This window comes from Rhodococcus sp. I2R (assembly GCF_020889545.1).
In the GTDB taxonomy this organism is placed as follows: domain Bacteria; phylum Actinomycetota; class Actinomycetes; order Mycobacteriales; family Mycobacteriaceae; genus Rhodococcoides.
The window spans coordinates 34,009-57,893 of sequence record NZ_JAHUTG010000019.1; the positions used below are offsets into that span (position 1 = coordinate 34,009).

Sequence of the window (23,885 nt, forward strand, 5' to 3'; positions counted from 1 at the left end):
AATGCAGGCCCGAGCCGAACTGGCCGAACGGATGGGCCACGATCCCGAGGCCGAGATGGCCGCGATCGACCGACAGTTCGCCATCTACCGCGACTCGGTGACTGAACAAGATGCGGGCCGGGGTCCACGGGCTCAGGGGCCACCGACTGGCACCCACAACGTCACCATGGCCGAGTGGATCGCCGGTCTCTGATACTTCGGCGTCAAGCTCACCGCGCCGGCCCCGGGTGGGCCGGGCAGCGGACGTATGGATGGCTAGAGGGTTCCTGAGTAGCCGCCTTCGGGCTGGCCCTCCTTTCTGCCCCCAGTGATCCATCCAGCGCCGAGCACAACGAAGCCTCTGACCACCACGATCACCGGTCAGAGGCTTCGTTGCGTCATCCACACTCAACCGAAAGGCCATCACATGGCTGCACAACAGCGATCGAGACACGAACGAGGACTCGGATACGACCACGTCAGACAACGCAAGAACCTGCTTCATCAACATGTCGACGGCTCACCCTGTTACTGGTGTGGTGAGCCGCTTTTCAAAGATCCCGCCGCGAACTGGGATGAACAATCGTTGGCAGCCGATCACTCCCACGCGCGCGCACTCGGCGGCACCGTCGCAGACAGGCTTCTGCACAACCAGTGCAACAGTCAGCGGCAAGACGGTGCGCACGACCACGAACGACCCGCCGTCACCGGTGTGCCCCCGTGGGAGTGGCGTGCATCAGCGTCCAGCACCGCGCCGAACAAGCGGAGACTGGGCGAGCCGAACGTAGATCTGGGAACGCGCTTCATGCCCTGGCCCGACATGGTGTGACCCCCCCTCGGATATTGCAAAGGGCCCCCCTCCATCGATGGGGACCGCCCAGTCCCTACCCTTTTTTACAGCGGGCCCCTGAGAGCCCAGCGAGATAGGCCTGACCAGCCACGTTGCCGACGCCGCGAACCTTTCGGTTACTGCGCGAAGTGTGCGGTTCTCTCATTCGAGGTGGATTTGTTCGGTGTCGTTCAAGGTATGACTGTCGCAAAGCCATGCTGAGTAGCGAAATTCAGCCTTTGGCAGTGCGATTCCGCCAATCTCCAGATCTCGACCGACCACCTCGGCCTGGTGTGTTGCCTCGGCCTCACAGCCGCGCACCGCGCACCCGTACTGGCCGTTGTCGCTTACCATTAGCGAACTCCGCCGTCGAGCATTGTGCCTCCGGGAACGTAATCGGCCTGTCTGAGATGTGCAGCGACTTCGCGGATGGCAGTTTGGTAGGCGTCACCGGTGCCGGGTGGTGACGTGTGGTCCTTATCGAGGGCCGCTGCCCATGCATCTAGATGTTCTGCCAGCTCAAGGTGGTTGAGATAGATTGCGGGGTGCTCGCGTAAGGCTTTGTTCACGGTGGATTGATCGTAAGACGCCAACTGCGCCTCATCGAAGCTGAAGTACGAGGGAAGTGCCATTCTGTTGCCTCCTGGGTGTGCTACTCGATGCGCCGCTGGCAACGAGGTGTCGACTGCAGCGCTATCAGATGAGTCTGACACCGGCTCGTCGATCGCATGCCACATCAGGTCGTTCAACCGCCGCGTGGCCGCGTGTCTGGCAACACCACTGAGCGGCGGGGCTGCCACGTATGTGCCCAGTAACGAACAGGTCCATGGCTACCGATAGATTTAGGTCAACCGCCAAACGAGGAGAATACGTGCTGACCGTAGTCGGACGCCTGAACACCACGACGATCGCAACCATGCTGAAGTGGGACCCGACTGCGCCGACATGCGTCATCGACCTGGCTGGCGCAGTGTTCGTCGAGCCTGCGGGGTTGGTCACAATTGCAGCTCTTGCTGACCGGGCACGCCGCGAAGGCATGATCGTGGAGTTCACCTCGCCGAATAATGAGAGCGTCAAGAATTACCTGTCACGAATGAAGTTGGGGGACATTCTGGACGAGCTGGGCATCGATCACGGCCTACCTACCGTCAGACCGAAGCCACTTGCTGAGGACCTTCTTGAGCTCCGAAAGTTCAGCTCGGAGTTTGACGGTGGCGAGCTTGCGGCGCTCGTCTACGACAAAGTGGATGGACTTGACGTTGATCCGCAGGTTCCGGTGACCCTTCAGGAAGGGCTCGCGGAGCTGGCCGGTAACGTCACCCTGCACGCCGAGGTCGCGCACGGATACGCCGCCGCACAGACCTTCCCGAATGGCGGCTCGCCCCAGATCATGTTTGCAGTCGCTGACGGCGGCCGCGGTGTGTCCACTTCCCTCAAAGCCGGTGGTCTAGCCATTGAAACGGACGAGAGTGCTCTTAGGCTCGCGGTTGAACCAGGTGTATCGGGTACCGGGGAGAAGGGCCGTGGCAACGGACTTCCTGATGTTGTTTCGTCAACTGTTGGGCTTGCCGGCCTGTTCTTCATGACGAGCGGTCACGCATGGCTAACCAGGAAAAAGGGAATAACGTCGACAGAAAAGCTATTGTCGGTGTATCCAGGCACACTGATCCAATCAACTGTCAGTTGCAAGCCGTAGAAACTACCTGAGGGAGGTACCCCGATGACGACAGTAACGATGCCACGACTGGCTGGCAGCCGGGGCTTGGTCGCTTCGCTGCTGGATCAGCTGCCTCAGGACTTGAGCGGGTGCAGTGTGACGGTCGACGCCGAACCGCTGGCGTCGGCTGCTCCGTCGTTCGCGGACCAGCTCTGCAAGGAAGTACTTGCAACGAGGAACGCGAATCGTCTCGACGTGCTATCCGCGTCACCTCGCTTCGAGGCGTATCTCGTCCGCTCCGCTGACATCCGCGGCCTGACCGACCGGCTTTTTGTCACGCCCCGCTAGGAAACACAAGGGGTCCATCTGTCCGATACGCCCCAGCAAAGTAGGCCCGACCAGCCACGTTGTCGCACCACCCACCTGCTCAACCATGGCGAAACGTGCCACGGTTGCCTCGATCATCTTGTTAGTGTCGGCAAGATGATCGAGGCAGGGGTACGGACTAGCTCGGACCCGCCCCATTCCGCCATGCGATGGCATCGGATGGGCGAATCAGCCAGCGGCTCTTGCGGCCAGCGGTCTGGCGAGCCTTGAGATCGCCGCGCTGGCACGCCTTGAGCACCGTGTTGTACGACGGTCTGGTGTTCGTGCCCGAGCCTTCCCAGCCGAGGAGCCGGGCGACCGCATCAGGTGATAGCGGAATCTCATGAAGGTTCATCGAGCGACGATAGCTAGGCGCCAAGGGCACTTTAAGGGAACGGTAACCACTGCAGTCAGGGGCGAACGGCTGGAACGGAAGGTGCCCTCGGAGCCTCTGACCTGCACGTAACGGAACCGTCGATATCAAATCGACTGTCTAACAGTCTGGTCCGTAGTGAAAAGGTCAAGAGTTCGATTCTCTTAGGCGGCTCAGAGAGAAGAAGCCCCTCACCAGGACAGTCTGGTGAGGGGCATTTTCGTGCGCGGACTCGACGTGAGGAGAGATCTGCGGAGACGAAGGAAGCTACCGATTCATCCGGTGGGCGGACTTGAAGGAGCCTGCGAGCGACCGAAGTGCATGTGGTGAGGTTTCGGACTTGGGTCGGGACCTTGGACTCTGTCCTCCAACCGTCGACGCTGCCAAGCTGTATTCAACAGCTGCCCAGTCGTGGAGGTCGCGATGCCCAAATGGAATGTTCTCGTCGCAGCAGTGAGACCCGACAACCTCGGTCGATCATGACGGTCGAGACTGCGTCGAGGTGAAGGTCAATGGACACTGGATCGAAGCTGTTCTCTTCGATCTCGATGGTGTCGTCACCGACACGGCCCAGGTTCATGAGCGAGCTTGGAAAGCCGCATTCGATACGTTGCTCAGTGCCGCCGGACAAGGGGATCGACCATTCACGCATGAGGACTACCGAACCTATGTCGATGGCCGAGACAGATTCGACGCGGTCCGCGTGTTCGCTCGAGCGCGCGCACTGGATCTTGTCGAAAGCCCAACTGAAGCTTCGTCGCTGGGCAGTGTCCAGGAATGGGCCGACCGCAAGAACACCGAGTATCTGTCGGCGCTGACCTCCCAAGGAGTTCGCACCATCGACGATACGATCGATGTGTTGCGGCGACTGCGGATGGCGGGTATCCCGACAGCGGTGGTCTCGTCCAGCCGAAACGCTCGCGCCGTGATGGCACTGGCCGGCGTCGGAGGCTTGTTCGACGTGCGCGTGGACGGCACCGATGTAGAACGTCGACGCCTTGCAGGCAAGCCCGCACCGGATCTGTATCTCGAAGCGGCCCGGCGGCTCGGATTTCCGCCGAAAACGTCGGCTGTTGTAGAGGATTCGGTTGCCGGAATTCAAGGAGCGCGGGCCGGTGGATTCGAATTGGTGATCGGACTGCAGCGGGCATCCGCACCCGCGCTACCCAATGCGGACATCACCGTCGGCAGTCTCGCCGATCTGGATATCGACATCGGTACGGACACCCCGGCCGGTGTCAACGAGGGATGCGAATTGTGCAGCGGTGACACCCGATCGCCGTGGGAGTTGCACTACCTCGGCTTCGACGTGTGGGAGGAGGGTATGCGTGAGAGTCTTTGCACTCTGGGAAACGGATACTTCGCAACTCGGGGCGCCCTGCCGGAAGCGACTGCGGATGGAGTGCACTACCCGGGTACGTATCTCGCCGGGTGCTACAACAGACTCCGATCGACCATCGACGGTATCGACCACGAGGACGAATCGATCGTCGCATGGCCGAATTGGCTGGGTACCACGTTCAGTATCGACGGTGGTCCTTGGTTCACCCCTGCCAATCAACGACCACTGCATCACCACATCGCCCTCGATCTGAAAAGGGGCGTTCTCAGACGAGAGAGCCTCCTTGCCGATAGCGAGGGGCATCGCACATGGCTTCGGCAGACACGGATCGTTTCGATGGCGTCACCGCACTTGGCCGCGCTCGAAACCCGGATCGAACCGGAGAATTACCGGGCAATGATCGCTGTGCGCTGTGCGCTGGACGCCGATGTTCGCAACGGAAACGTCGCCGACTTCCGGACACTCGACAACGTGCACCTCACCGATATCGAAACAGGGCTGGGAGCAGACGATCTCGCCTGGATCCGGCTCAGAAGCCGCCAATCCCGAATTTCGGTCGCGCTCGCCTCCCGAGTGGACTCGTCAGCTCCGGTTCGACGGGCCAGCGATCAGCCGACGAGTGCATTTCAAGAATCGTGGGCGGAGGCCTCACCGACCTCCGGAATCAACATCACGAAGACGATCGCACTTTACTCCTCCCGGGATCGCGCTATCACGGATCCGCTGAGCACTGCGTTGTCCTCGCTTGCCGAACGTGACACGTTCCCCATGCTGGTCGAGAGCCACGTACGGCAATGGCAAAGGCTCTGGGATCGATTCGATCTGAAGGCCAGTTGCTCCGACCCCGACACCGTCCGAGCGGTTCGCCTGCAGCTCTTCCACGTAATCCAATCACTTTCACCCCACACCGTGGATCTCGACGTCGGTGTCCCTGCCCGTGGCCTGCACGGGGAGGCCTACCGCGGTCACATCTTCTGGGACGAGTTGTTCGTGCTTCCTCTGTTGAACCTTCGCACACCGGAGTTGTCGAAGTCGCTGTTGCTCTATCGCCATCGGCGACTCCCGCAAGCGAGACGGCGAGCCAGGGAAATGGGTTACCTCGGCGCATTGTTCCCTTGGCAGAGCGGAAGCGACGGTCGAGAGGAGACGCCGCGCTTGCTGTTCAACCCGAGATCCGGGCGCTGGATGCCCGATCATTCGAGCCGACAGTTCCATGTCGGGTTATCCGTGGCGTACAACGTGTGGCACTACTGGGAAGTGACGGCGGACCGCGAATTCCTCGCATCGTACGGGGTCGAACTCTTGGTGGAGAACGCTCGATTCTGGGTGAGCCTGGCATCGCTGGATGCCGCCGACGGGCGGTTCGACATTCGCGGAGTCATGGGTCCCGATGAGTTCCACGACGGGTATCCGGGCCGCCCCGGCGAGGGAATCGATAACTGCACCTATGTCAATGTCATGGTGTCGTGGAGTCTCAGACGCGCGTTGGATGCGTGTCGGATCGTCTGCCGACCCGAGGACAACGGTTTGTGGAGTCGGCTCGATGTCGATCCCTCCGAACTCGAGACCTGGCAGACACTCGCGAGCCGACTACGTATCGAGTTCCTGGACAACGGGTTGCTTGCACAATTTCACGGGTACGGCGAACTCGGCGAAATCGACCTCGACGACTACCGACTGAGGTACGGCAACATCGGACGTCTCGACCTCATCTTGGAAGCCGAACATGATTCGTGTGCGAATTACAAGGTCTCGAAACAGGCTGACATTCTGATGCTTCTGTATCTCTTCACCGCAGAAGAACTCACCGGCCTACTCGCCGGAATGGGATACGAATTCGACCCGAACACCATTCCGGCGACTGTCGATTACTACCTTGCCCGTACAACTCATGGCTCGACCTTGAGCCGCGTTGCGCATGCCTGGGTTCTCGCGCGGGGTCACCGTCGGGACTCCTGGGAGATGCTCCGTGAATCGTGTACTGCTGATCTCGTCGATTCACAACACGGAACTACCCGCGAGGGAATACACCTCGGGGCGATGGCCGGCAGCGTGGATATCCTGCAGCGCTGCTACACCGGAATCGACGTTTGGGGCGACACCCTGCGGCTTCATCCACAGCTTCCCAACGAACTTCGATCACTCGAACTCAATCTCCGCTACCGCGACCACTGGATCCACCTTCGGTGTGACCAGACTTCGACCACCGTCACGACCCGACCGAGCACCGCACCCCCGATAAGAATCAGCATCGACGGGCGGATATTCACCCTCGAGGGCGGTGAAACCGTCGTAGCCGCTGTCGAACTCACGCGTGGCGCGGATCTGAGACCGGTGCCTCGTCCGGGCTGATCTCGAGCAATATCATCCGATATCCGCGAGCAAGCGTTGGTACAAGCGATCCACGTCCTCCCTGGTGCAGGGTTGAGATCCGGGAGTCAGAGTTGCCGCTGCTCCGGCTGCGGTTCCGAGTCGAACGGCCTCCGTCAACTCCCACCCTTGGTCGAGCGCAAAGGTTATCGCTGCGACCATGCTGTCGCCCGCTCCCACGCCGTTGCCGGCCGACAGGTGCACGCCCGGCAACACGACGCTCTCGTCGGAAGTAACCAGTACGGCACCGTCAGGACCCAGTGAGATTACGACCACATCGCTCACCTTGGCCATGATCAGCTCACGCGCGGCGGCAATCTGTGAGGCCAAGTCCAGGAGAGGGGCACCGACACAGTCTCGGAGTTCGCGGATGCTGGGTTTGATCAGGTAAGCACCGGTGACGGTGGCCAGTGCCGGGCCCGATGTATCTACCACCAGCCGACAATCGTGGTGCGCCGCGAGTTCAGCGATGCGGCCGAAAAATCCGTCGGAACATCCAGGGGGGAGGCTGCCACTGACCACCAGGTAGCCGTTGTCGAGCATGTGCTGCTCCAGGGCCAGCAGACAGCGGGCCTCGTCGGAGGAGTCCAGGCGCGGCCCGGGCAGCACGAAACGATATTGCAGCCGGTTCTGTTCGTCGGTAGCGGTAAAGCTCTCGCGAGTCGAGTCGCGGACAGGCACAGCGCGTACCGGGATTCCGTCATGTTCGATCAAGGCAAGCAAGTGTGCACCGCCATGGTCGCCTGCTGTCACGATTGCAGTTGCTTCGCCGCCCAAGGCGATGATTGCCCGGGCGACATTCACGCCTCCTCCACCGGCGTCGTACCTCGGGTTGCCGCAACGCATTTTTTCCGTATGCATCACGTGTGGCACCGACACGTTGATGTCGAGCGCCGGGTTCATTGTGAGAGTGGTTATTGCAGTCAGTGCTGATTCCGTCGCCGACTCGATGGTCGCCGACTCCGGAAATTGGTGGTTCATTCAGGACTCCGATCGCTCGGATTCCGACTGTTGCAGCCCGCGAGCCATTGGGCCAGAGCATTGATCCTTGCGCCCGTGGGACTTATGACCTCTCTACAACTGGTAGACGATCGGTGCTAACCGTCGCCGGCCACCAGTCGGTTGCTCACCGCGCCGAGGTGGTCGATCTCGACGCTGACGTGATCTCCCGGCTTCAGCAGTAGCTGGGGTTTGCGGCGGTACCCCACCCCGCCAGGGGTGCCGGTGAGAATGACATCCCCGGGTTCGAGTGTGGTGAACGTCGAGATGGTTGCGATCAGGTTGGGCACCGTGAACAGCAATTGGGACAGATTCGACTCCTGCACCTTCTCACCGTTGACGATGGTGCGGATGCCGCAGCTGTCGAGGTCGACCTCGGCCGGGCAGACGATGCGCGGTCCGAGTGGTGTGCTGGCGTCCCAGGCCTTTCCCTGCATCCACTGGTGGGTCTTGTACTGGAAGTCGCGCATCGTGATGTCGTTGGCGACGGTGTAGCCGAGGACGTGATCGAGAGCGTCTTCCTCGGTGATGCGTCGACCGCGCCGCCCGATGACCACCGCCATCTCGCCCTCGTAGTCCACCTCGGAACTCTCGGGTGGAACGACGATGTCGTCGTATGCGCCGATGAGGCTGGAGGCGAACTTGGGGAACATGACCGGGTACGTCGGGAAATCACGCTTGGTCTCGACGATGTGATCGCGGTAGTTGAGTCCGACGCAGATCACCCGCGCAGGGTCGGTGACCACCGGTAGCACGCGGACCTCCTCGAGGACTAGAGGATGGTTCGTCATCCGCTCCGCCGATGCCAGGGTCTCGATCGTGGTGCTGCGGCCGATCTCGGAGATGTCCTGCAGCGGAATCAGTGATTCGCCGTCCACCTCGCCGACACCGCGAACTCCGTTGTATTCGTAAGAGAGGTAAGACATGTCAGATCTCGCTTTCGCTCGTCTTGCGCCAGCTCGCGAGCTGGCCACCCCACAGGTTCACCGATGCGGGCACCGGTCGCCATCGGCGCGGAACGTACTCGACGCGGTCGTCGTGGAACTTCTCCATCTCCGCCGACAGCTCGATGTGGTTCCCGGCCGGATCGTCGAAGAACACGAACAAGTTGTTTCCCGGGCCGTGACGGCCCGGCCCCCACACCACATCGACACCGAGATCGGTCAGCCGGTCGCACCAGGACTTGAAGTCCTCCCATTCGGCCAGATCGTAGGAGTAGTGATCGAGGTCGCCGGGGTGTCCGTTCTCGACCACGGCGAGGGTGTGATGGTCACGATCGCTGCGCAGCCAGGCGAACTTGCCGTCGTCCAGTTGATCGGAGATGCGAAATCCCACGGTGTCGACGAAGAACGAGACCATCGCGGCGACGTTGTCGGTGCCGAGTGTGGTGTGCTGGAACTTGATGGGGCGGCGTCCTGGATCGGCGGCATTCTCACCCTGCCGATGCACCGGGCAGTGGAAGTGCACCGGAGTGCCGTCGGGGTCGACCACCGAGATCCCCGACGGCGCCCCGACGGCATTGTCTACGACCGTGGGGTCGAGGTCGGTCACCTCGTGGCCGGCAGCGACGAGACGTTTGGCGATGCCCTCGATTCCGTAGTCATCGCGGACCTCGAAACCGTAGTAGGCCAGTCCTTTCGGTCCCTCGAACAGGTCGAGTACGTGGTGTCCGAAGCCCCAGCCCAACCGGAGACCTCCGCCTGCCAGAGTGTCCTGGATCGTCAGGCCGACGGTGCGTCCGTAGAAGTCCGCGGCATCGTCGATGTTCGGAACGGTGAAGCCTATGTGCGAGACGGCCGTTCGAGAGAGGGCGCCTGCGGCGCCGCGCTCCTGCAGAGTGACGCGAGTGGGTGTGTGCATGTCAGAAATCCGCCTTTCGGGGCGATGTGCGGGTGGTGTGGCGGTCATGTCAGTCTCTCGTCGGTTGCAGACGATCGGTCGTCGACGGGAGCGAGGTTGCTTTCGGTGTGGGTGGGGCCACCGGGCCCCGAGGCATTCCGCCTGGAATGACGAGGGCGATCAGAGCAGCGAGGACACTGGCCCCCACGCAGAGGTAGATGCTGGTGTCGAGGCCTGATTCGAGTGCGGTTCGGGCGAGTGGGGCGACTACGTCGGACACCGGTCCGAGGTCGGCATTGGCCACTGCCAGTGGCCCGCCCTGTTCGTTGACGCCGGTGGCCACGCCGACGACCTCGGGCGGTAGGGATCCGTCGGACAGGCTGGAGGTGAGGGTGGCGCCCGCGACGCCGAATGCAACGGCACTGACGATGGCCGGACCCAAACTTTGACCTGTCTCACGAACGAGACTGGTTACGGCACTGGCCATCCCTGCGTAGTCGATGGCGACAGCGCCGACTGCCACTGCGGTGAGCGCGGTGAACATGGTGATGAATCCTGTACCCAGCAACAGGATGGGGCCGGTCATCGCCAGCAGCGACGTGGAATCGCCGGGCAGCTGGGCCATCCAGAATTGACCGATAGCGAGAGCCAGCAGTCCGGTCACGAGCAGGGTTCGGGGTGCGATGCGCATCAGCAATCGCGGCAGGAACGGCGTCAGCAGGAGGGGGACGGCTTGGATCAGCGCGAACGGCAGGGCAGCCTGCAACGGCCCGACGTGCAGTATCGCCTCGAGCTTCACGCTGAGCGCGTATGCGGTTCCGATGAAGCCGAACATAGCGAGAAGGCCGATTGCCGCCGCTGCGGCGAAAGATGGTGTGCGAAACAGGTTCAGGTCGAGCATCGGCGTTCGCGCACGGCGTTCGCTGACCACGAAGAGGATTCCAGCTGTGATGGAAATGACGAATGCAGCGATGATGATCGGGGTGTCGAATCCTTCTACCGATCCTTGAATGACGGCGTACAGAAGGGCGAGCAGGGACACGGCGATGGTGATCTGTCCGGGCCAGTCGAGTCCGCGCCCTGCGGGATGACGCGAGTCGACGATGACGAGCGCACTGACTGCGGCAGTGACGAGCCCCAGAACGGCGGGAACGGCGAAGGACCAACCCCAGCCGAAGTGTTCGGCGGCGAAACCGCTGATCAACGGCGCGATCATGGCGCCGAATGCCAAACTCACCGCCCAGTACGACAGCGCGCGTGCGCGGTCTTCTCGCTCGGGCGTGGCCGAGACCAACATGGCCAAAGACGTGGGAAAGATTGCTGCAGCACCGAGTCCGGCGATCGCCTGCCCGACTATGAGCTGCGTGAGTGTTCCGGATGTTCCGGCGACGACGTCGCCGGCGGCGATGAGAACGCCGCCCCAGACGAGCAGTCGTTTGCGGCCGAACATGTCACCGAGTACACCGAAATTGAGTTCGAGGATTGCGGTGGGGAGGATGAACGCGGCCGGAATCCAGGCCAGCGCCGCGACGCTGGCACCGAGGTCACGCTGAATGATTCCCAGCAGGGGCGCCGCCAAGGAAACCCCCATCTGCGCGACACCGATTGCGAGGCAGCATGCGAGCAGCGTGCCCCGATCCAGCTTCTGTGCGTGCTTGACGGGGCCGCCACCCGATCGTGTGGATGTCATGGGGTTCCTTGCCGGAGATGGAATGGGGATGTCCTATAAATCAGGACGCATGTTCCTTAATATAGGACAATATTCATGGCCTGGATCACAGATGTCAATAGTTTCGACCATCAAAAATCTCGCATAGCGATTGTGCATTCCTGTAATTCAGGAATAGTGTGGTCGTATGGCAACGGATTCGAGCGGATACCGCGAGCGCAACAGCACTGCAGATCGGGCCTTGGTCATCTTGGGTCTGTTCACTGAGGACCGGCTGCAGATCAGTGCGAACGACGTCGCCGAGGCGCTCGGCAGCGCCAGGTCCACCGCGTACCGATACCTGCAGACGTTGGTTGCGGCCTCGTTCCTCGAGGAAGCTCCGGGCGGCGGCTTCCGCCTCGGCATCGGCGTTCTCGAGTTGGCGAGGTTGGCCCGGCGCGGGTACGGATTGACCGCGATCGCGCAACCGGTGATGCGCGCGCTGGCGGACGAGGTCGGCGAGACCGTCCTTCTTACACGGCTGGTGGACGACACCGTGGTCTGTATCGAGCGATGCGAGGGTGCCAAGCAGCTCGTTCGTCTGAGCTACGAGCGGGGCAGTCGGCTGCCGATCAACGCCGGCGCATCAGCGCTGACGCTGCTGGCGTGGTTGCCGGAGAAGGAAATTCGTGAGCTCCTGGGTCGCCATGGCCTTCAGCGCTTCACCGAACGAACGCTCACCGATGTCGATGTGCTCGTACAGCGCCTCGCGGAGATCCGGAGCGCCGGCTACGGCATGACCGTTGCCGAGGTCGATCCGGACGCAACCGGAATCGCGGCCCCGATTTTCGACGACAGCGGCGCGGTTGCCGCCGCGCTGAGCATCGTCGCCATTCGCAGGCGGGTGCCGGAGGATCGGTCCGAACTGCTGGTCACCGCTGTTCGGACCGCTGCCGAAACTCTGTCTCGGAAGTTAGCGGTCGTGAGATCATGATTCCCCGTAGTCCTATTTAGCAGGACTCTATTCCTATTTAACGTGACACGCGCTACGTTGGGGTGGTGAACATGTCAGCCGACACCTCCTACGATGTGGCGATCTGCGGTGCCGGACCGGTCGGAATGACGGCGGGGCTACTGCTCGCGGCGCAGGGACTGACCGTGATAGTCCTCGAGCGCCGGTCGACCACCAGCAACGAACCCAAAGCGATCAGCATCGACGACGAGGCTCTTCGCGTGTACCAACAGGCCGGCGTCGTGGACCGTGTCCTGCCGATCGTCGTGCCCGGCACTGGAACTCGCTACTTCGACAGCAACGACGAACCAGCGTTCCACGGCGGGGCAGCCATCCCATACCGGCTCGGCTACCCCTTCAAGAACCCGTTCGCCCAACCGGACCTCGAGCGGGTGCTGTTGTCAGCCCTCCAGGATTCACCCAGTGCCACCGTGCGCTTCGATACCGAAGTCACCTCCATCTCCCAGCATGCCGACGCGGTCGAACTCGTGGCAGGGGGCCCGCTACCTCTCCGCCCGGTATCTCCTGGGGTGCGACGGCGGCCGGTCGACGGTCCGCTCCCTCCTCGGCATCGAGATGACCGGACGGAGCCACCCTGAATTGTGGCTCGTCGTGGACACACTCGGCGATTTCCACACCGAGCGATACGGAATGCACCACGCCGACCCGAAGCGTCCGCACGTGGTGGTACCGGGATTGAACGGGCGCTGCCGATACGAGTTTCGGTTGTTCGACGGCGAGGGCACGGTGACCGACGCCCCGCCCTTCGAACTCATCGAAGATCTCGTCTCTCGCTACCGCACCATCACGCCCGACCAGGTCGAGCGAGCCGTCAACTATCGCTTTCACGGACTCGTTGCAGACCAGTGGCAGCGCGGTCGATGCTTCCTACTCGGCGACGCGGCCCACATGATGCCGCCCTTCGCCGGTCAGGGACTCAACTCGGGGATTCGGGATGCGGCGAACCTCGCATGGAAGATTGCAGGTGTCGTTCGCGGGACTCTGAACGAGACCGTCGCGCAAACATACGAATCCGAACGAGCACCACATGCGCGAGCTGTCGTCCGTGCGTCCGAGAGGCTCGGCCGGGTGGTGATGACGACCAACGAACGGCTCGCTCATCGCCGCGATGAGCTCATCGGCGCCGCACTGAAAACCGCGGACGGTCGGCGATTCTTCGAGACAATGGCGTACAGACCTCCGTACGAATTCACCGCCGGAATGATCGTCGCAGGCAGCGGTGTCGGTGTCGTGGTCGGTCAGCCCCGGGCTTTCGACTCCGCGACCCGAACGATCGAGCCGCTCGACGACGTGCTCGGACCGGGATGGGCGCTGGTGGGAGTGGACGTGACCGACCCCGCCGACTGGAAGCAGGCATCGCGCATCGCCGATCTGTTCGACGCCTCGACCGCGATGGTTCCCACCGACCACACAGTTCCCCGACTCGAGTCCGTGAACGTACTGCTCGATGTCGACGGCCGACTCGATGCCGAATTCGCGGCGTATCGAGGGCATTTCGTTCTACTGCGACCCGACCACGTCGTTGCTGCGGCGTGGTACCCGACCGAGACCGACCGGATTCTTCCCGCAGTGACGGCATGGACTCCCGAGCTGTGACCGAGAACCCAGACGAAAGGCGCTGACAATGCGTGATCTACCGGCTCCCCTCCCGACGACCGTCGTCCGGCGGAACGCACCGGCCCCGCCGAGTCGCCCCGCGGACGTCGACTGGAACACCTCGAACAAGTTCCTGAACGGACCGTTCGCGCCGTGGCACGAGGAAACCGAGTCGTTCGATCTGCCCGTGATCGGAAAGTTGCCGGACGACCTCGCCGGCGCACTCTTCCGGGTAGCGAACAACCCTCGATTCGAACCGCTCGACACCGACCGCTACCACTGGTGGGAAGGCGACGGGGGTGTCGCGGGGACGTACATCCGCGACGGCAAAGCCTCGTTCCGCATGAAGTGGGTCAACACCGACTCGATGAAGGTCGAGGTCGAGGCCGGCGAAGCTCTCTACAGCGGATTCGTGAACGGTTCGGGCAAGGCGCGCCGGGATCTCCCGCAGGGCGCGCCTCCGGCCAAGAGTGTTGCCAACACCAACGTCGGGCTGTTCGCCGATCACCTTCTCGTGTATTTCGAAGGGGGACTGCCCCATTCGATGCATCCGGAGAGCCTCGACACGCAGGGAACATACGATTTCGGCGGTGCCGTCGACATCCTGTGCACCGCGCACTACAAAATCGACACGGCCACTGGGAACATGCTCTTCTACGCGGCAGTAGGCCCGAGCCTGACCTGGTACGAAGCCGATCCGACGGGTACCGTCGTGGACACCTTCTCCTTCGACATGGGCTGCCCGGCAATGGTCCACGATTACATCGTCAGCGAACACCTGGCCATCTTCCTGATCTCGCCGAACCAGTTCCGGCTCGACCGGATAATGGAGGGTCGCCCGGGTGTGCTCTGGGACGAAACGGCGGTTCCGGGCGGTAGCAGGTTTGCGGTACTCGACCGGCGCACACACGAGGTGACCTGGTACGACACCGGGCTCATGCTCGCGCCGACGCACTTCTTCAACGCGCACGAGACACCGACCGGCATCGTGGTCGATCTGCACGTCATCGCTCGCTTGGGCAACCCCGCCGACGACTCCGACGAACCGCTCGACTCACACTCCTGGTTCCCACCGGCCATGGCCTGGCGATTCGTGCTCGACTCCGCGACGAAGACGACCACCCAGCAGATGCACAGCGGCATCGCCGGCGAGTTCCCCAAGATCAACGACGCCTGGCTCGGCAAGAAAAACCGGTTCGGCTACTTCACCACCACCCGGAATCTGTCGCCGTTGACCATGACCGACGGTCTCGCTCGTCACGACTTCTCGACCGGCCAGACGATCGTCCTGGAAGGGCCCGACGGCCTGACCAGCCCCAGCGAACCGGTGTTCGTCCAACGCCGCGGTGCTACCGAGGAAAACGACGGCTACCTGCTGACGATCTGGTGGAATCCCGCGACCGGCCTTTCCGAACTGCTGGTTCACGAGGCGAGCGCATTCGTCCGCGAACCGTTGGCGCGGATCAAGCTCCCCGTCCGTGTGCCCTTTGCCTTCCACGGATCCTGGGCCGAGGCCGAGGTGCTCGACGCAGCGGTCGCCGCACAGTCCGCATGAACAGACATGGCACGAACCGATTCGACGAGAGGTAAGAACATGGCAAGCACAATGGCGTGGGCGCACAAGATATTCGACGGCCAGTGGAGAACAGGCGGAGGTGGAACACTCGACGTCGTGGCGCCGGCCACGGCCGAGGTGATCGCCACCGTCGGTGCCGCAGACGTCGGTGATTTCGACCGTGCCGTCGCCAAAGCGGTTTCCGCACAGCGAGAGTGGGCGGCGAAGCCGTACACCGAACGTGCTTCGGTGATGACTGCGGCCGCAGCGTTGTTGGCGGCTGATCCGGAGCGACTTTCGCGATGGCTGGTTCCCGAGTCCGGGTCGAGTCAGGGCAAGGCCGGCGGCGAGGTTCAGCTGGTGGCGGCCGAGCTCGCGGAGGCCGCCAATCTTGCCTCGCAGCCCTACGGTCAGGTGCTGCGCAGCGCGAAGTCGCGCTTCTCGGTGGGCCGATACGTACCGGTGGGTGTCGTTGGGGTGATCAGCCCGTTCAACTTCCCTGCGCTGCTCTCGATGCGGTCGGTGGCCCCGGCTCTCGCGGTCGGCAACGCCGTCGTCCTCAAGCCCGACCCGCGTACTCCAATTTCCGGAGGGCTTGCTCTCGCCGAGCTGTTCGCCGAAGCCGGATTGCCCGAGGGCTTGCTGCACGTACTCCCATCCGGAGCCGATGTCGGGGCCGCGCTCGTCGCGCATCCAGATGTACCCTGCATCTCCTTCACCGGATCCACCTCCGCGGGCCGGCGCATCGGTGAAGCGGCCGCACCACTGCTGAAGAAAGTCCATCTCGAACTCGGTGGAAACAACGCCTTTCTCGTACTTCCCGACGCCGACATCAGCGCGGCCGCGTCGGCGGGAGCCTGGGGATCGTTTCTGCATCAGGGCCAGATCTGCATGGCGTCGGGTCGGCATCTGATCCCGGAGCATCTCGCCGAGGAGTACATCGGCAAGCTCGCCGAGATCGCGACTCGCATAACGGTCGGCGATCCGAGTGACCCGTCCAACGCGCTGGGGCCGATCATCGACGAGAACCAGTTGAAGCGCGTCGACGGGATCGTGCAGGCAACACTGACAGCCGGTGCGGACCTCGCGGCCGGCGGCACCTACGAGGATCTGTACTACCGGCCTACCGTGCTCGGCAACGTCCCCAAGGACTCGCCCGCGTTCACCGAGGAGATCTTCGGCCCGGTCGCGCCGGTCACCACGTACCGAACTGTCGACGAGGCCATCGATATCGTCAACTCTTCGGAGTTCGGGCTTTCCGTTTCCATCCTGACCGCGAACCCGTTCAAGGCCTTCGAGCTTGCCGACCGCATCCGTTCCGGAGCGGTGCACATCAACGATCAGACGGTCGACGACGAGGCGGTGGCTCCGTTCGGCGGAGTGAAATCATCGGGATCAGGTGGGCATTTCGGGTCGACGGTCAATCTCGACACGTTCTGCGACCTGCAATGGGTCACGATGCAGTCCGACATCGAAAAGTACCCCTTCTGAGGGAGGAGATCGCCGTCGTCATCGCCGCGCTCGTTCCGCGTGGAACCGAGCCCGTTACCGGGTTGGCGAGCGCGGCGTGTCGACACGGCGAGACGATCCTCGGTGCCAACGCGGTGGCGTGGGCTGTGCAGGTGGCCGGCGACCTCGCAGCTCGTGCTCAGGCCGAGCGCCCAGGTGGGGCCGTGCCGGTCCACGACATCGCCGTTCAGGGGGAAGTTCTCGTCCTGCAGATTCTCTCGACGCTGGCGGCCACCGACGATGTCGGCGGGTCGGTGGACATGGCAGCAATCGCGGAGGAGCAGATCAGAGCGCTCATCGCCGTGGGCGCTCCCTTCGAGCGGGTCGCAGAGACGATACGTATCGCGCACGAAGTGGTGGTGCGGGAGTTGTTGGGTGTGGCCATCGCACGTGAGGTCTCCGCCGCGACGCTCACCGCGATCACCGTGTCGGTGGCACGCGCGACGGACGAGGTGCTCGCGTCCCTGGCGAAGCGTTATGTCCAGGAGGCAGAGCGGTTCTCCTCGTCGGTACAGCACGCCCGGCACGAGCTGATCGACGCGCTGCTCGACGGGAGGCCGGTCGACGAGCATGCCGTGGCCAGAATTCTCAGAGTGTCCATCGACAACTATCACCGCAGTTTCGTCATCTCCGGGTCGCCTTCGTATCCGCACGTCGATGTGCGGTCGCTACGTCGTGCTGCCGATGCGATCAAGAATCGGCTCGGTGCACGGACGATCGTCGTGCGAGAGAACCCGAATTCTCTGTGGGCGTGGGTGTCCGCGGATCGCCGCCTGCCCGCCGACGAGTCGGTCGTCGCCGCTTCGATCGGCGACGAGGTGCGGGTGGGCTTCGGCTCGATGCAATCGAAGGCGGCCGGTTTTCGTCGTACACATATGGAAGCCGAGGCCGCAGCACGGTACGGGCACTCGACGGCGGCCCCCGTGGTCGACTATGCCCGCCACACACTCCCGGTACTGCTGAGCGCCGATACCGAGAGAGCTCGATGGTTCGTCGAATCGGAACTGGGGGAGCTGGCTGCGCAGAATCCACGTAGTCGGGAACTCGTGGCCACGCTGAGATGCTATTTCGACTCGAAGTTGCGAATCGCTGTCGCTGCGGAACGCCTTCATGTGCACCGTAATACCGCGATCCACCGGTTGGCCGCTCTCGAGACGATTCTCGGGCATCCGGTGACCGAGCGACTCGCCGAGGTGCAGGCTGCATTGTCGCTTCTCGACATCATCGGCAACCCGCCGGACGAGACCCCGTGATCTTCGAACTCTTTGTCGATCACGGGGTCTCGTTCAGGTCAGACGGTCTGGGATGACACGGCGGCCTCGATGGCTGCGCCGTCGATCCAGTTGCCGTGGAATCCCATGGGGACACGTTGATTGAGTTTGATCCGCGCGACCGGTTCTGCATCGAAGTGCAACGCGTCGTGGATCAGCATTTCCGCCAATCGAGTGAAGGGATTCCACCACAACGACATCATCCAACCGTCGTCCTCGCTGGTGGCGTTATCGCGTGGGACGAAAACAGGTTCCGACGGTGAGACGAGCTCGGCGTTGGGGATCGTCGCGGTGAGATCGCCCTGATAGTCGTGCTTGGCCAATCCGTCGGTGAGCCATCGGTCGGTGCCCTGCGTTGTGGCGTAGTAGCCGAAGCGATGCTTGCGCAGCGCGTACTCGTCGTTGATTCGCGGGAACTCACCGACGACATCGTTGATCTGGTAGTCGCGGGTGAGGCGCTGCGAACTCAGGTCGAGCACCCACCGCCATGGTTTCGCCACCATGGAGTCGAACCACTCGTTGCAGTCCTGACCCGGTGCGATCGCCGCCGACTCCTCGCTGAGCCACCCCCACCGATCGGTGCGGTGACCGTCGATGACGATCGAACTTCCCTCCTGGTAGGCGTTGTAGAAGTGCGTGCCGGAGTACGCGCCGCCACCATCGATGAACGTGACGGCACCGCTGTGGCGATCGAGTACTGCGAATCGCGTCCCGTTCGAGGTCTCGGGGTCCCACACCACCGACGGTTTACCTGCCATCAGGTCCTCCGGCCCGGTGAAGAGGGTGGGCGTGATCATGAAGACGGCGTAGTCCTCGGTGGCGACGAAGTCGTGCAAGAAGCACGCGACACCCATGTCGAACTGATGGCTGTCGAGAAGCTTGCCGTGGGAGTTGGCGTGATACCAGGTCAATGTCGAACCGGAGACACCGTAGAAGAGCATGTCGCCGTTGCGCGGATCGGTCTTCCAATGCGCGGTGACGGGTCCGGAAACATCACCGTGGTAGTCGTATTGGCCTCGTGTCTCCAGCGTCGTCGGATGCAGTTCGTGCGGGAGGTCGACCTCGGTGAAGACCAGCAGCCGGTCGTCGAACAAGGTGACGTGGGTATTGGCGGGGTTCTTCATCGGCGGATCGAGCGAAAAATCGACTGGGACGCCACCATTGAGGATGCTGCCGTACACAGCCTTGCCGTTTTCCTCCTCGACCTTGAACGCTGCCGTCCTCACCCAACGGCTCGAGGCGTGTGCTCTGCCGTCGCGGAGAAACACACCGTAGATCATCCCGTCACCATCGAACCAGTGATAGCGATTCGGGTGTGGTGGCTGTACGTGCGGATTGGAACTGGTGCGATACAGCGATCCATTGAGTTCGAGCGGAATCTTGCCCACTACTTCGAGATCGAAGGTATCGGCTTCTTGATGCCACGGCTCGAACGGTCCGTTCAGTGACCTGTTGTTCTCGTCCCACATGTGCTCGTCCTCTGCTGTCAGGGCACGTCCAGGCATTCGCCTGTCGTCTCCTTCGAGCATGGACTCGCTTGCGGCTGCGGGCATCGGTCGAAGCGCACACCGTTGGGCGCGCCCGCTGGGCACTGTGCTCAGCGGCTGCAGCTCAGTGCGGTCGTACCGCATTCGTGGCGACGGATAGGTGCCGCCGCGCTTTCTGGCCAACACAGCTCAGCTGACCACAACCGATCAGTTCTCTGACGCCGCCGTAACCGGCAGAACGATCGTCACCGCAGCTCCGCCGAGCAAACTCTGGCGATCGATGTAGACCGACCCGCCCGCATCGGTCACCAGAGTGCGCACGATAGCCAAACCGAGACCGGAACCACCGGTGGCACGATCACGCGACCGGTCCAATCGAACGAACCGCTCGAAGACCCTCTCGTGCATGTCCAATGGGATCCCCGGGCCGTCATCCTCGACGGTGACAGAAACACTTTCCGGTCCTGTTGTCGACAGCAACGAGATCACCACGCGTACATTGGCTTTCGCGTACCGGACCGCGTTGGCGAGCAAGTTGTCCAGAACGCGCCGGAGCGGATCCATACCGAGCGGCACCATCGGTGCCTGCATATACCCGTCCAACTGCACGTCCACAGCGATTCGACGATCGATTTGGGGTGCCGTGACGGCATCGTTCACCGCCGTGAGCAGATCGGTCGTGTCGCCGCTGTCGATCGACCCGGAGCCGAGAGCCAGCAGATCGGCTGTCAGCCGGTTCAGTCGGGCAGCCTCCGCCAGCGCAGCTGTGGCCGACTCGCTCCAGGGGCGAGCATCGGGGTACAGCAGCGCCACTTCGAGGCTCGAGGTGATACCGGCGAGCGGCGTTCTGATTTCGTGGGAGGCGTCCTCGACGAACCGTCGCTGCCCGGCCACCGAGTCCTCGAGTCGGCCCAGCGCGGAATTCAGGACCGTTGCCAGATCACGTATTTCGTCACGTGCGCCGTGCGCGTCCACGCGTAGATCGAGCTTGTCCACACTGATCTCGCGGAACCGGGTGGTGATCTGTCGAACGGGGGCGAACGCCCAACGGACGACGAAACGCCCCAGTAGCAGGGCGAAGATCATGATCACCGGTGTCAAGTAAGCCATGGTTCGCAGAGTCGACGTCGTCGCCGCGGCCGTCAGTGCCCGAACGTCCGGTACGTCGAGCGTGAAGGAAGAATCCGTTATCTCCCCGCACACGACATCGTAGGACGTCGAGCTCGGATTGTCGGGTAGTAGCGGCGGGTCGATGCTGACGATCACATCGTTCGGGCAGCCGACGATCGGCCCAATGTCGCCAGCAGACATACCCGTGGACTGCGCTGCAACCTGCGCACGCAAACTCTCCGTGTACTCGCGCTGAGTAAAGGCCGCGGTGGCTTGCGTGACCACCACAGCGAGTAGCGCGGCGGCCGCAAGCACCGCGAAGGCGATACCCAGCGACACCCGAGTCCTGGTCGACCACTGTCGGGGATGCGCCAGACCGGCGATCAGATGCATACCCGATACCCGTGTCCGCGAACAGTTTCGATCATATCCCCGGCGCCCGCGCCCGCGAGTTTGCGGCGCAACGAGGAGACATGCACCTCTACGAGATTGGCTGTGGCGTCGACCGCGTCCTCCCAGCAATGCGCGATGAGCAATTGTTTGGAGACCACGCGGCGTCGGTTGTCTGCGAGGATAGCGAGAATATCGAATTCTTTGTTCGTCAACATGATTCGATCATCTCCAACGGAGCAGACACGGCGAAAGAGGTCGAGCTCCACATCTCCGACTTGCAGCGGATCACGATTCGGGACCGTCGCCGACCGACGTACCAGCGCCTTGATGCGGGCGACGAGAACCGGAAACGAGAAAGGCTTGGTCAAATAATCATCGGCCCCGCATTCGAGTCCCTCGACCTCGTCGTACTCGCCCCGTTTTGCGGTGAGCATCAGGACCGGAGTGTCCTGCTGAGCGCCTCGCAACGCACGACACACCTGGTAGCCGTTCATGCCCGGCAGCATGACATCGAGGACGATGACCGCGTACTCGGCGGTCCGCGCCGCATCGAGGCCGGACAGTCCGTCGGTACGTACGTCGACGGTGAACCCCTCAGCGCCAAGGCCTGTTCGCAGTGCCTCGTAGAGCGTCGGCTCGTCTTCCACAACCAGAACTCGCATGGCTTCGATTGTCCGCTACTGACCTTAACTGCGCTTCAGGTCCGTTCAGGAAATGCGAAGAATCCCCCTGCACTGTGGGTTTCACCGGATCGGCACCGATTCGGTAAACCGAAGAACGAAGGGACAGCAGATGTCGAAGAAAGTTGCAGTCAAGACCATGGTCGTCGGTGCCGCAGCCGCCGCAGTGATCGGCGTGATCGGCGTTGCATCGGCCCAGGCGGTTCCGCACGCGCCGGTCGGCGACCCGCAGGACTCGAGCCAGGTCGTCGAGATCATCAGCGAAGCCGACCCGCTCATGGCCGGCGGCGGAGGAATCGATCAGTGGCTGGCGTCCCTGAACACCGGCAGCGTCGGGGGTGCGGGTGCCGTGCCCCCGGCACCGACCGACGACAACACGGTGATCATCGAGCAGACGGACGTGGGCGACGACAATACAATCGTCGAACCCACTGCTCAGTAGTTCGTAGCTACAGAGGGGCCGGCGCATCCCCGATGCGCCGACCCTTCGCGCGGTCCAGTGCGGCGCACCTGGTTGCCGGTCACTCGTGTCCCGCGGGATGTTCGGCGGACCTGCCTGAACGGATTTCTCGTGCGCCTGCGGCCAGCGGCACCTGGTCCGCATCGCGAGCAACGCCGATCCGACATCGACATGCAGTCCGAGATCTATGGCTGCAGCTCAGTGCGGTCGTACCGTGGCGACGGATACGGTGCCGCCGCCGTTGCGTTTCGCCTCGTACATGGCGACGTCCGCGTCGCGGATCGCGTCGAGCATCTGCTCGGTGCTCGGGGGCGCGGTGCCTGACGGCAGAATTGCAGCACCGACGCTGAAAGTGACCGGCGGTATGTCCGCTCGCGGCGCCACGAAGGTCGGGAACGACGCCACGATCTGGTTCACGGTGGTACGCGACCCGGCCACGATTGCGGTGAACTCCTCGCCTCCTGTGCGCGCCACGATCGCGTCCGGTCCAGCGTGGTGAGTCAGTTGTTGCGCCACCTCGGCGAGAACGGTGTCTCCGGCAGCGTGGCCGTAATTGTCGTTGACCGATTTGAAGGAGTCGATGTCCACCACCACGGCTGCGACGGTCGAGGCCGCGCCACCGAGATGTATCAATCCGCTGGCGAGGTCGTCGAGTCCGTAGGCGAGCCCGCGCCGGTTGTACAGGCCGGTGAGAGCATCCCGTCGTGCCAGCTGGGACTGTCGGATCATCCGCGACCACAGCGCCTGCAGCGATGCTGGCCCGCCCAGTGCAACGGTCAACACGATCTGTGCCCGGACGAGAATTGTCGTGACGGATTCGGTGCCGTCTTCGAGCGCTGCCAGCGTGAGCACTGCCACCGTCGCGAGGACCACTCCGCTGTGCACTGCCAGGCTTCTTTGGCCCAGCGCGAGCAGCAGGTAGAAACCCGGCGCCATCAGTAGGGGAGCAGCGATGAGCGCCTCCGATGGTGATGCCAGGAGCAGCAGAATTGCCACGATTGCCGCTTCTGCCCAGACGGCGAAGAGCACCGCGGTCCGCGAGCATCGGCGCACTTCGACGACCATCCAGGCCGCGGCCAGCACTGAGTTCAGTACAAGGATCGCTACCACTACCCATGCGCCGCCTTCGACGAACGCGTGGCTGTCCGTCAGGGCTATGGCGCCGATGACCGAGGCGTTCGCGGTCGATGCCGCGATCAGCCGTCTGGTCCGGACGCCGAGGAACGTGGATGGGTTGGTGCTCGCGTGTGGCTTCGCGCTCGGGTGTGGCGCTGTTGTCCCGCGCCGCCCGGTCCCGAATGTCGGCGGTATGAGTGTGATCATGCCCGCTCCGTCCCATTGAGCCCATTGAGCCCATTGAGCCCATTGAGCCGAGCTGGAGTCTTCGCC

Annotated in this window: 22 protein-coding genes; 12 read left to right on the top strand and 10 right to left on the bottom strand. The window is 62.9% G+C overall.

What is annotated here, in order from left to right; all coding sequences use genetic code 11:
* Position 1: 1 nt before the first annotated feature.
* Together KVY23_RS18420 and KVY23_RS18425 are read left to right on the top strand one after the other, a co-directional pair.
* Positions 2-193: a hypothetical protein gene (locus tag KVY23_RS18420; protein WP_230557730.1), complete on the top strand. Its 192-nt coding sequence runs from the start codon at positions 2-4 to the stop codon at positions 191-193.
* 213 nt (positions 194-406) lie between these two features.
* Positions 407-808, top strand: a complete 402-nt coding sequence (locus tag KVY23_RS18425; RefSeq protein WP_230557731.1) for a hypothetical protein — start codon at positions 407-409, stop codon at positions 806-808.
* Between the two features lie 353 nt (positions 809-1,161).
* On the opposite strand, the gene KVY23_RS18430 is transcribed toward KVY23_RS18425, so the two are convergent.
* On the bottom strand, positions 1,162-1,440 hold the full coding sequence (locus KVY23_RS18430; protein ID WP_230557732.1) for a hypothetical protein: 279 nt from the start codon (positions 1,438-1,440) through the stop codon (positions 1,162-1,164).
* Positions 1,441-1,679: 239 nt separating this feature from the next.
* Between KVY23_RS18430 and KVY23_RS18435 the strand changes: the two genes are divergently transcribed.
* Together KVY23_RS18435 and KVY23_RS18440 are read left to right on the top strand one after the other, a co-directional pair.
* Positions 1,680-2,504 (top strand): hypothetical protein, encoded by an 825-nt coding sequence (locus KVY23_RS18435; protein ID WP_230557733.1) that lies wholly within the window; start codon positions 1,680-1,682, stop codon positions 2,502-2,504.
* Positions 2,505-2,528: 24 nt separating this feature from the next.
* The gene (locus KVY23_RS18440; RefSeq protein WP_230557734.1) at positions 2,529-2,813 is read left to right on the top strand and encodes a hypothetical protein; all 285 of its coding nucleotides are present in this window, start codon (positions 2,529-2,531) and stop codon (positions 2,811-2,813) included.
* 157 nt (positions 2,814-2,970) lie between these two features.
* On the opposite strand, the gene KVY23_RS18445 is transcribed toward KVY23_RS18440, so the two are convergent.
* A complete protein-coding gene (locus KVY23_RS18445) occupies positions 2,971-3,186 on the bottom strand; it encodes a hypothetical protein (RefSeq protein ID WP_230557735.1) in 216 nt (71 codons plus the stop codon).
* 520 nt (positions 3,187-3,706) lie between these two features.
* Between KVY23_RS18445 and KVY23_RS25155 the strand changes: the two genes are divergently transcribed.
* Positions 3,707-6,898 (top strand): HAD-IA family hydrolase, encoded by a 3,192-nt coding sequence (locus KVY23_RS25155; protein ID WP_230557736.1) that lies wholly within the window; start codon positions 3,707-3,709, stop codon positions 6,896-6,898.
* Between the two features lie 12 nt (positions 6,899-6,910).
* Here KVY23_RS25155 and KVY23_RS18455 read toward each other — a convergent pair whose 3' ends face one another.
* From KVY23_RS18455 to KVY23_RS18470, 4 genes are all read right to left on the bottom strand, one after another.
* Positions 6,911-7,897, bottom strand: coding sequence for a 1-phosphofructokinase family hexose kinase (locus KVY23_RS18455; RefSeq protein ID WP_230557737.1), 987 nt, complete (start codon positions 7,895-7,897; stop codon positions 6,911-6,913).
* A 116-nt stretch (positions 7,898-8,013) separates the two neighbouring features.
* Complete coding sequence (locus tag KVY23_RS18460) at positions 8,014-8,841, bottom strand: fumarylacetoacetate hydrolase family protein (protein WP_230557738.1); 828 nt, start codon at positions 8,839-8,841, stop codon at positions 8,014-8,016.
* Between the two features lies 1 nt (position 8,842).
* Positions 8,843-9,775 carry a VOC family protein gene (locus KVY23_RS18465; RefSeq protein ID WP_075839621.1) on the bottom strand — a complete coding sequence of 311 codons (933 nt, stop codon included), beginning with the start codon at positions 9,773-9,775 and terminating at the stop codon, positions 8,843-8,845.
* Between the two features lie 49 nt (positions 9,776-9,824).
* Positions 9,825-11,444: an MFS transporter gene (locus KVY23_RS18470; RefSeq protein ID WP_230557739.1), complete on the bottom strand. Its 1,620-nt coding sequence runs from the start codon at positions 11,442-11,444 to the stop codon at positions 9,825-9,827.
* A gap of 166 nt (positions 11,445-11,610) precedes the next feature.
* On the opposite strand from KVY23_RS18470, the gene KVY23_RS18475 reads away from it, so the two are divergent.
* The 6 genes from KVY23_RS18475 to KVY23_RS18495 all read left to right on the top strand — a co-directional run bounded on the left by KVY23_RS18475 (position 11,611) and on the right by KVY23_RS18495 (position 18,348).
* On the top strand, positions 11,611-12,396 hold the full coding sequence (locus KVY23_RS18475) for an IclR family transcriptional regulator (protein ID WP_075838019.1): 786 nt from the start codon (positions 11,611-11,613) through the stop codon (positions 12,394-12,396).
* Between the two features lie 71 nt (positions 12,397-12,467).
* Entirely contained in the window at positions 12,468-13,013 is a 546-nt protein-coding gene (locus tag KVY23_RS24995) for an FAD-dependent monooxygenase (protein ID WP_268995257.1), read from the top strand.
* Entirely contained in the window at positions 12,940-14,031 is a 1,092-nt protein-coding gene (locus tag KVY23_RS18480; protein WP_268995263.1) for an FAD-dependent monooxygenase, read from the top strand. The genes KVY23_RS24995 and KVY23_RS18480 overlap by 74 nt, the downstream gene beginning before the upstream one ends.
* Positions 14,032-14,059: 28 nt before the next feature.
* Positions 14,060-15,586: a carotenoid oxygenase family protein gene (locus tag KVY23_RS18485; RefSeq protein WP_230557740.1), complete on the top strand. Its 1,527-nt coding sequence runs from the start codon at positions 14,060-14,062 to the stop codon at positions 15,584-15,586.
* Between the two features lie 39 nt (positions 15,587-15,625).
* Complete coding sequence (locus KVY23_RS18490; RefSeq protein ID WP_230557741.1) at positions 15,626-17,077, top strand: aldehyde dehydrogenase family protein; 1,452 nt, start codon at positions 15,626-15,628, stop codon at positions 17,075-17,077.
* Entirely contained in the window at positions 17,035-18,348 is a 1,314-nt protein-coding gene (locus KVY23_RS18495; RefSeq protein ID WP_230557742.1) for a CdaR family transcriptional regulator, read from the top strand. Before KVY23_RS18490 ends, KVY23_RS18495 begins: the two co-directional genes overlap by 43 nt.
* 38 nt (positions 18,349-18,386) lie before the next feature.
* Here the strand turns inward: KVY23_RS18495 and KVY23_RS18500 are convergent, their stop codons facing one another.
* The 3 genes from KVY23_RS18500 to KVY23_RS18510 all read right to left on the bottom strand — a co-directional run bounded on the left by KVY23_RS18500 (position 18,387) and on the right by KVY23_RS18510 (position 22,018).
* A complete protein-coding gene (locus KVY23_RS18500; RefSeq protein WP_230557743.1) occupies positions 18,387-19,871 on the bottom strand; it encodes a carotenoid oxygenase family protein in 1,485 nt (494 codons plus the stop codon).
* 189 nt (positions 19,872-20,060) lie between these two features.
* Positions 20,061-21,356: a cell wall metabolism sensor histidine kinase WalK gene (locus KVY23_RS18505; protein WP_230557744.1), complete on the bottom strand. Its 1,296-nt coding sequence runs from the start codon at positions 21,354-21,356 to the stop codon at positions 20,061-20,063.
* Entirely contained in the window at positions 21,347-22,018 is a 672-nt protein-coding gene (locus KVY23_RS18510; protein WP_230557745.1) for a response regulator transcription factor, read from the bottom strand. Before KVY23_RS18510 ends, KVY23_RS18505 begins: the two co-directional genes overlap by 10 nt.
* Before the next feature lie 130 nt (positions 22,019-22,148).
* On the opposite strand from KVY23_RS18510, the gene KVY23_RS18515 reads away from it, so the two are divergent.
* Entirely contained in the window at positions 22,149-22,478 is a 330-nt protein-coding gene (locus tag KVY23_RS18515; protein WP_230557746.1) for a hypothetical protein, read from the top strand.
* A 216-nt stretch (positions 22,479-22,694) separates the two neighbouring features.
* On the opposite strand, the gene KVY23_RS18520 is transcribed toward KVY23_RS18515, so the two are convergent.
* The gene (locus tag KVY23_RS18520; protein ID WP_230557747.1) at positions 22,695-23,819 is read right to left on the bottom strand and encodes a diguanylate cyclase; all 1,125 of its coding nucleotides are present in this window, start codon (positions 23,817-23,819) and stop codon (positions 22,695-22,697) included.
* Between the last annotated feature and the right edge of the window lie 66 nt (positions 23,820-23,885).

Coding starts and splice junctions, on each gene's coding strand:
- KVY23_RS18420 (WP_230557730.1), top strand. CDS start 2: ATGCAGGCCCGAGCCGAACTGGCCGAACGGATGGGCCACGATCCCGAG.
- KVY23_RS18425 (WP_230557731.1), top strand. CDS start 407: ATGGCTGCACAACAGCGATCGAGACACGAACGAGGACTCGGATACGAC.
- KVY23_RS18430 (WP_230557732.1), bottom strand. CDS start 1,440: ATGGCACTTCCCTCGTACTTCAGCTTCGATGAGGCGCAGTTGGCGTCT.
- KVY23_RS18440 (WP_230557734.1), top strand. CDS start 2,529: ATGACGACAGTAACGATGCCACGACTGGCTGGCAGCCGGGGCTTGGTC.
- KVY23_RS18445 (WP_230557735.1), bottom strand. CDS start 3,186: ATGAACCTTCATGAGATTCCGCTATCACCTGATGCGGTCGCCCGGCTC.
- KVY23_RS18455 (WP_230557737.1), bottom strand. CDS start 7,897: ATGAACCACCAATTTCCGGAGTCGGCGACCATCGAGTCGGCGACGGAA.
- KVY23_RS18460 (WP_230557738.1), bottom strand. CDS start 8,841: ATGTCTTACCTCTCTTACGAATACAACGGAGTTCGCGGTGTCGGCGAG.
- KVY23_RS18465 (WP_075839621.1), bottom strand. CDS start 9,775: ATGCACACACCCACTCGCGTCACTCTGCAGGAGCGCGGCGCCGCAGGC.
- KVY23_RS18470 (WP_230557739.1), bottom strand. CDS start 11,444: ATGACATCCACACGATCGGGTGGCGGCCCCGTCAAGCACGCACAGAAG.
- KVY23_RS18475 (WP_075838019.1), top strand. CDS start 11,611: ATGGCAACGGATTCGAGCGGATACCGCGAGCGCAACAGCACTGCAGAT.
- KVY23_RS24995 (WP_268995257.1), top strand. CDS start 12,468: ATGTCAGCCGACACCTCCTACGATGTGGCGATCTGCGGTGCCGGACCG.
- KVY23_RS18485 (WP_230557740.1), top strand. CDS start 14,060: ATGCGTGATCTACCGGCTCCCCTCCCGACGACCGTCGTCCGGCGGAAC.
- KVY23_RS18490 (WP_230557741.1), top strand. CDS start 15,626: ATGGCAAGCACAATGGCGTGGGCGCACAAGATATTCGACGGCCAGTGG.
- KVY23_RS18495 (WP_230557742.1), top strand. CDS start 17,035: ATGGGTCACGATGCAGTCCGACATCGAAAAGTACCCCTTCTGAGGGAG.
- KVY23_RS18500 (WP_230557743.1), bottom strand. CDS start 19,871: ATGCCTGGACGTGCCCTGACAGCAGAGGACGAGCACATGTGGGACGAG.
- KVY23_RS18505 (WP_230557744.1), bottom strand. CDS start 21,356: ATGCATCTGATCGCCGGTCTGGCGCATCCCCGACAGTGGTCGACCAGG.
- KVY23_RS18510 (WP_230557745.1), bottom strand. CDS start 22,018: ATGCGAGTTCTGGTTGTGGAAGACGAGCCGACGCTCTACGAGGCACTG.
- KVY23_RS18515 (WP_230557746.1), top strand. CDS start 22,149: ATGTCGAAGAAAGTTGCAGTCAAGACCATGGTCGTCGGTGCCGCAGCC.
- KVY23_RS18520 (WP_230557747.1), bottom strand. CDS start 23,819: ATGATCACACTCATACCGCCGACATTCGGGACCGGGCGGCGCGGGACA.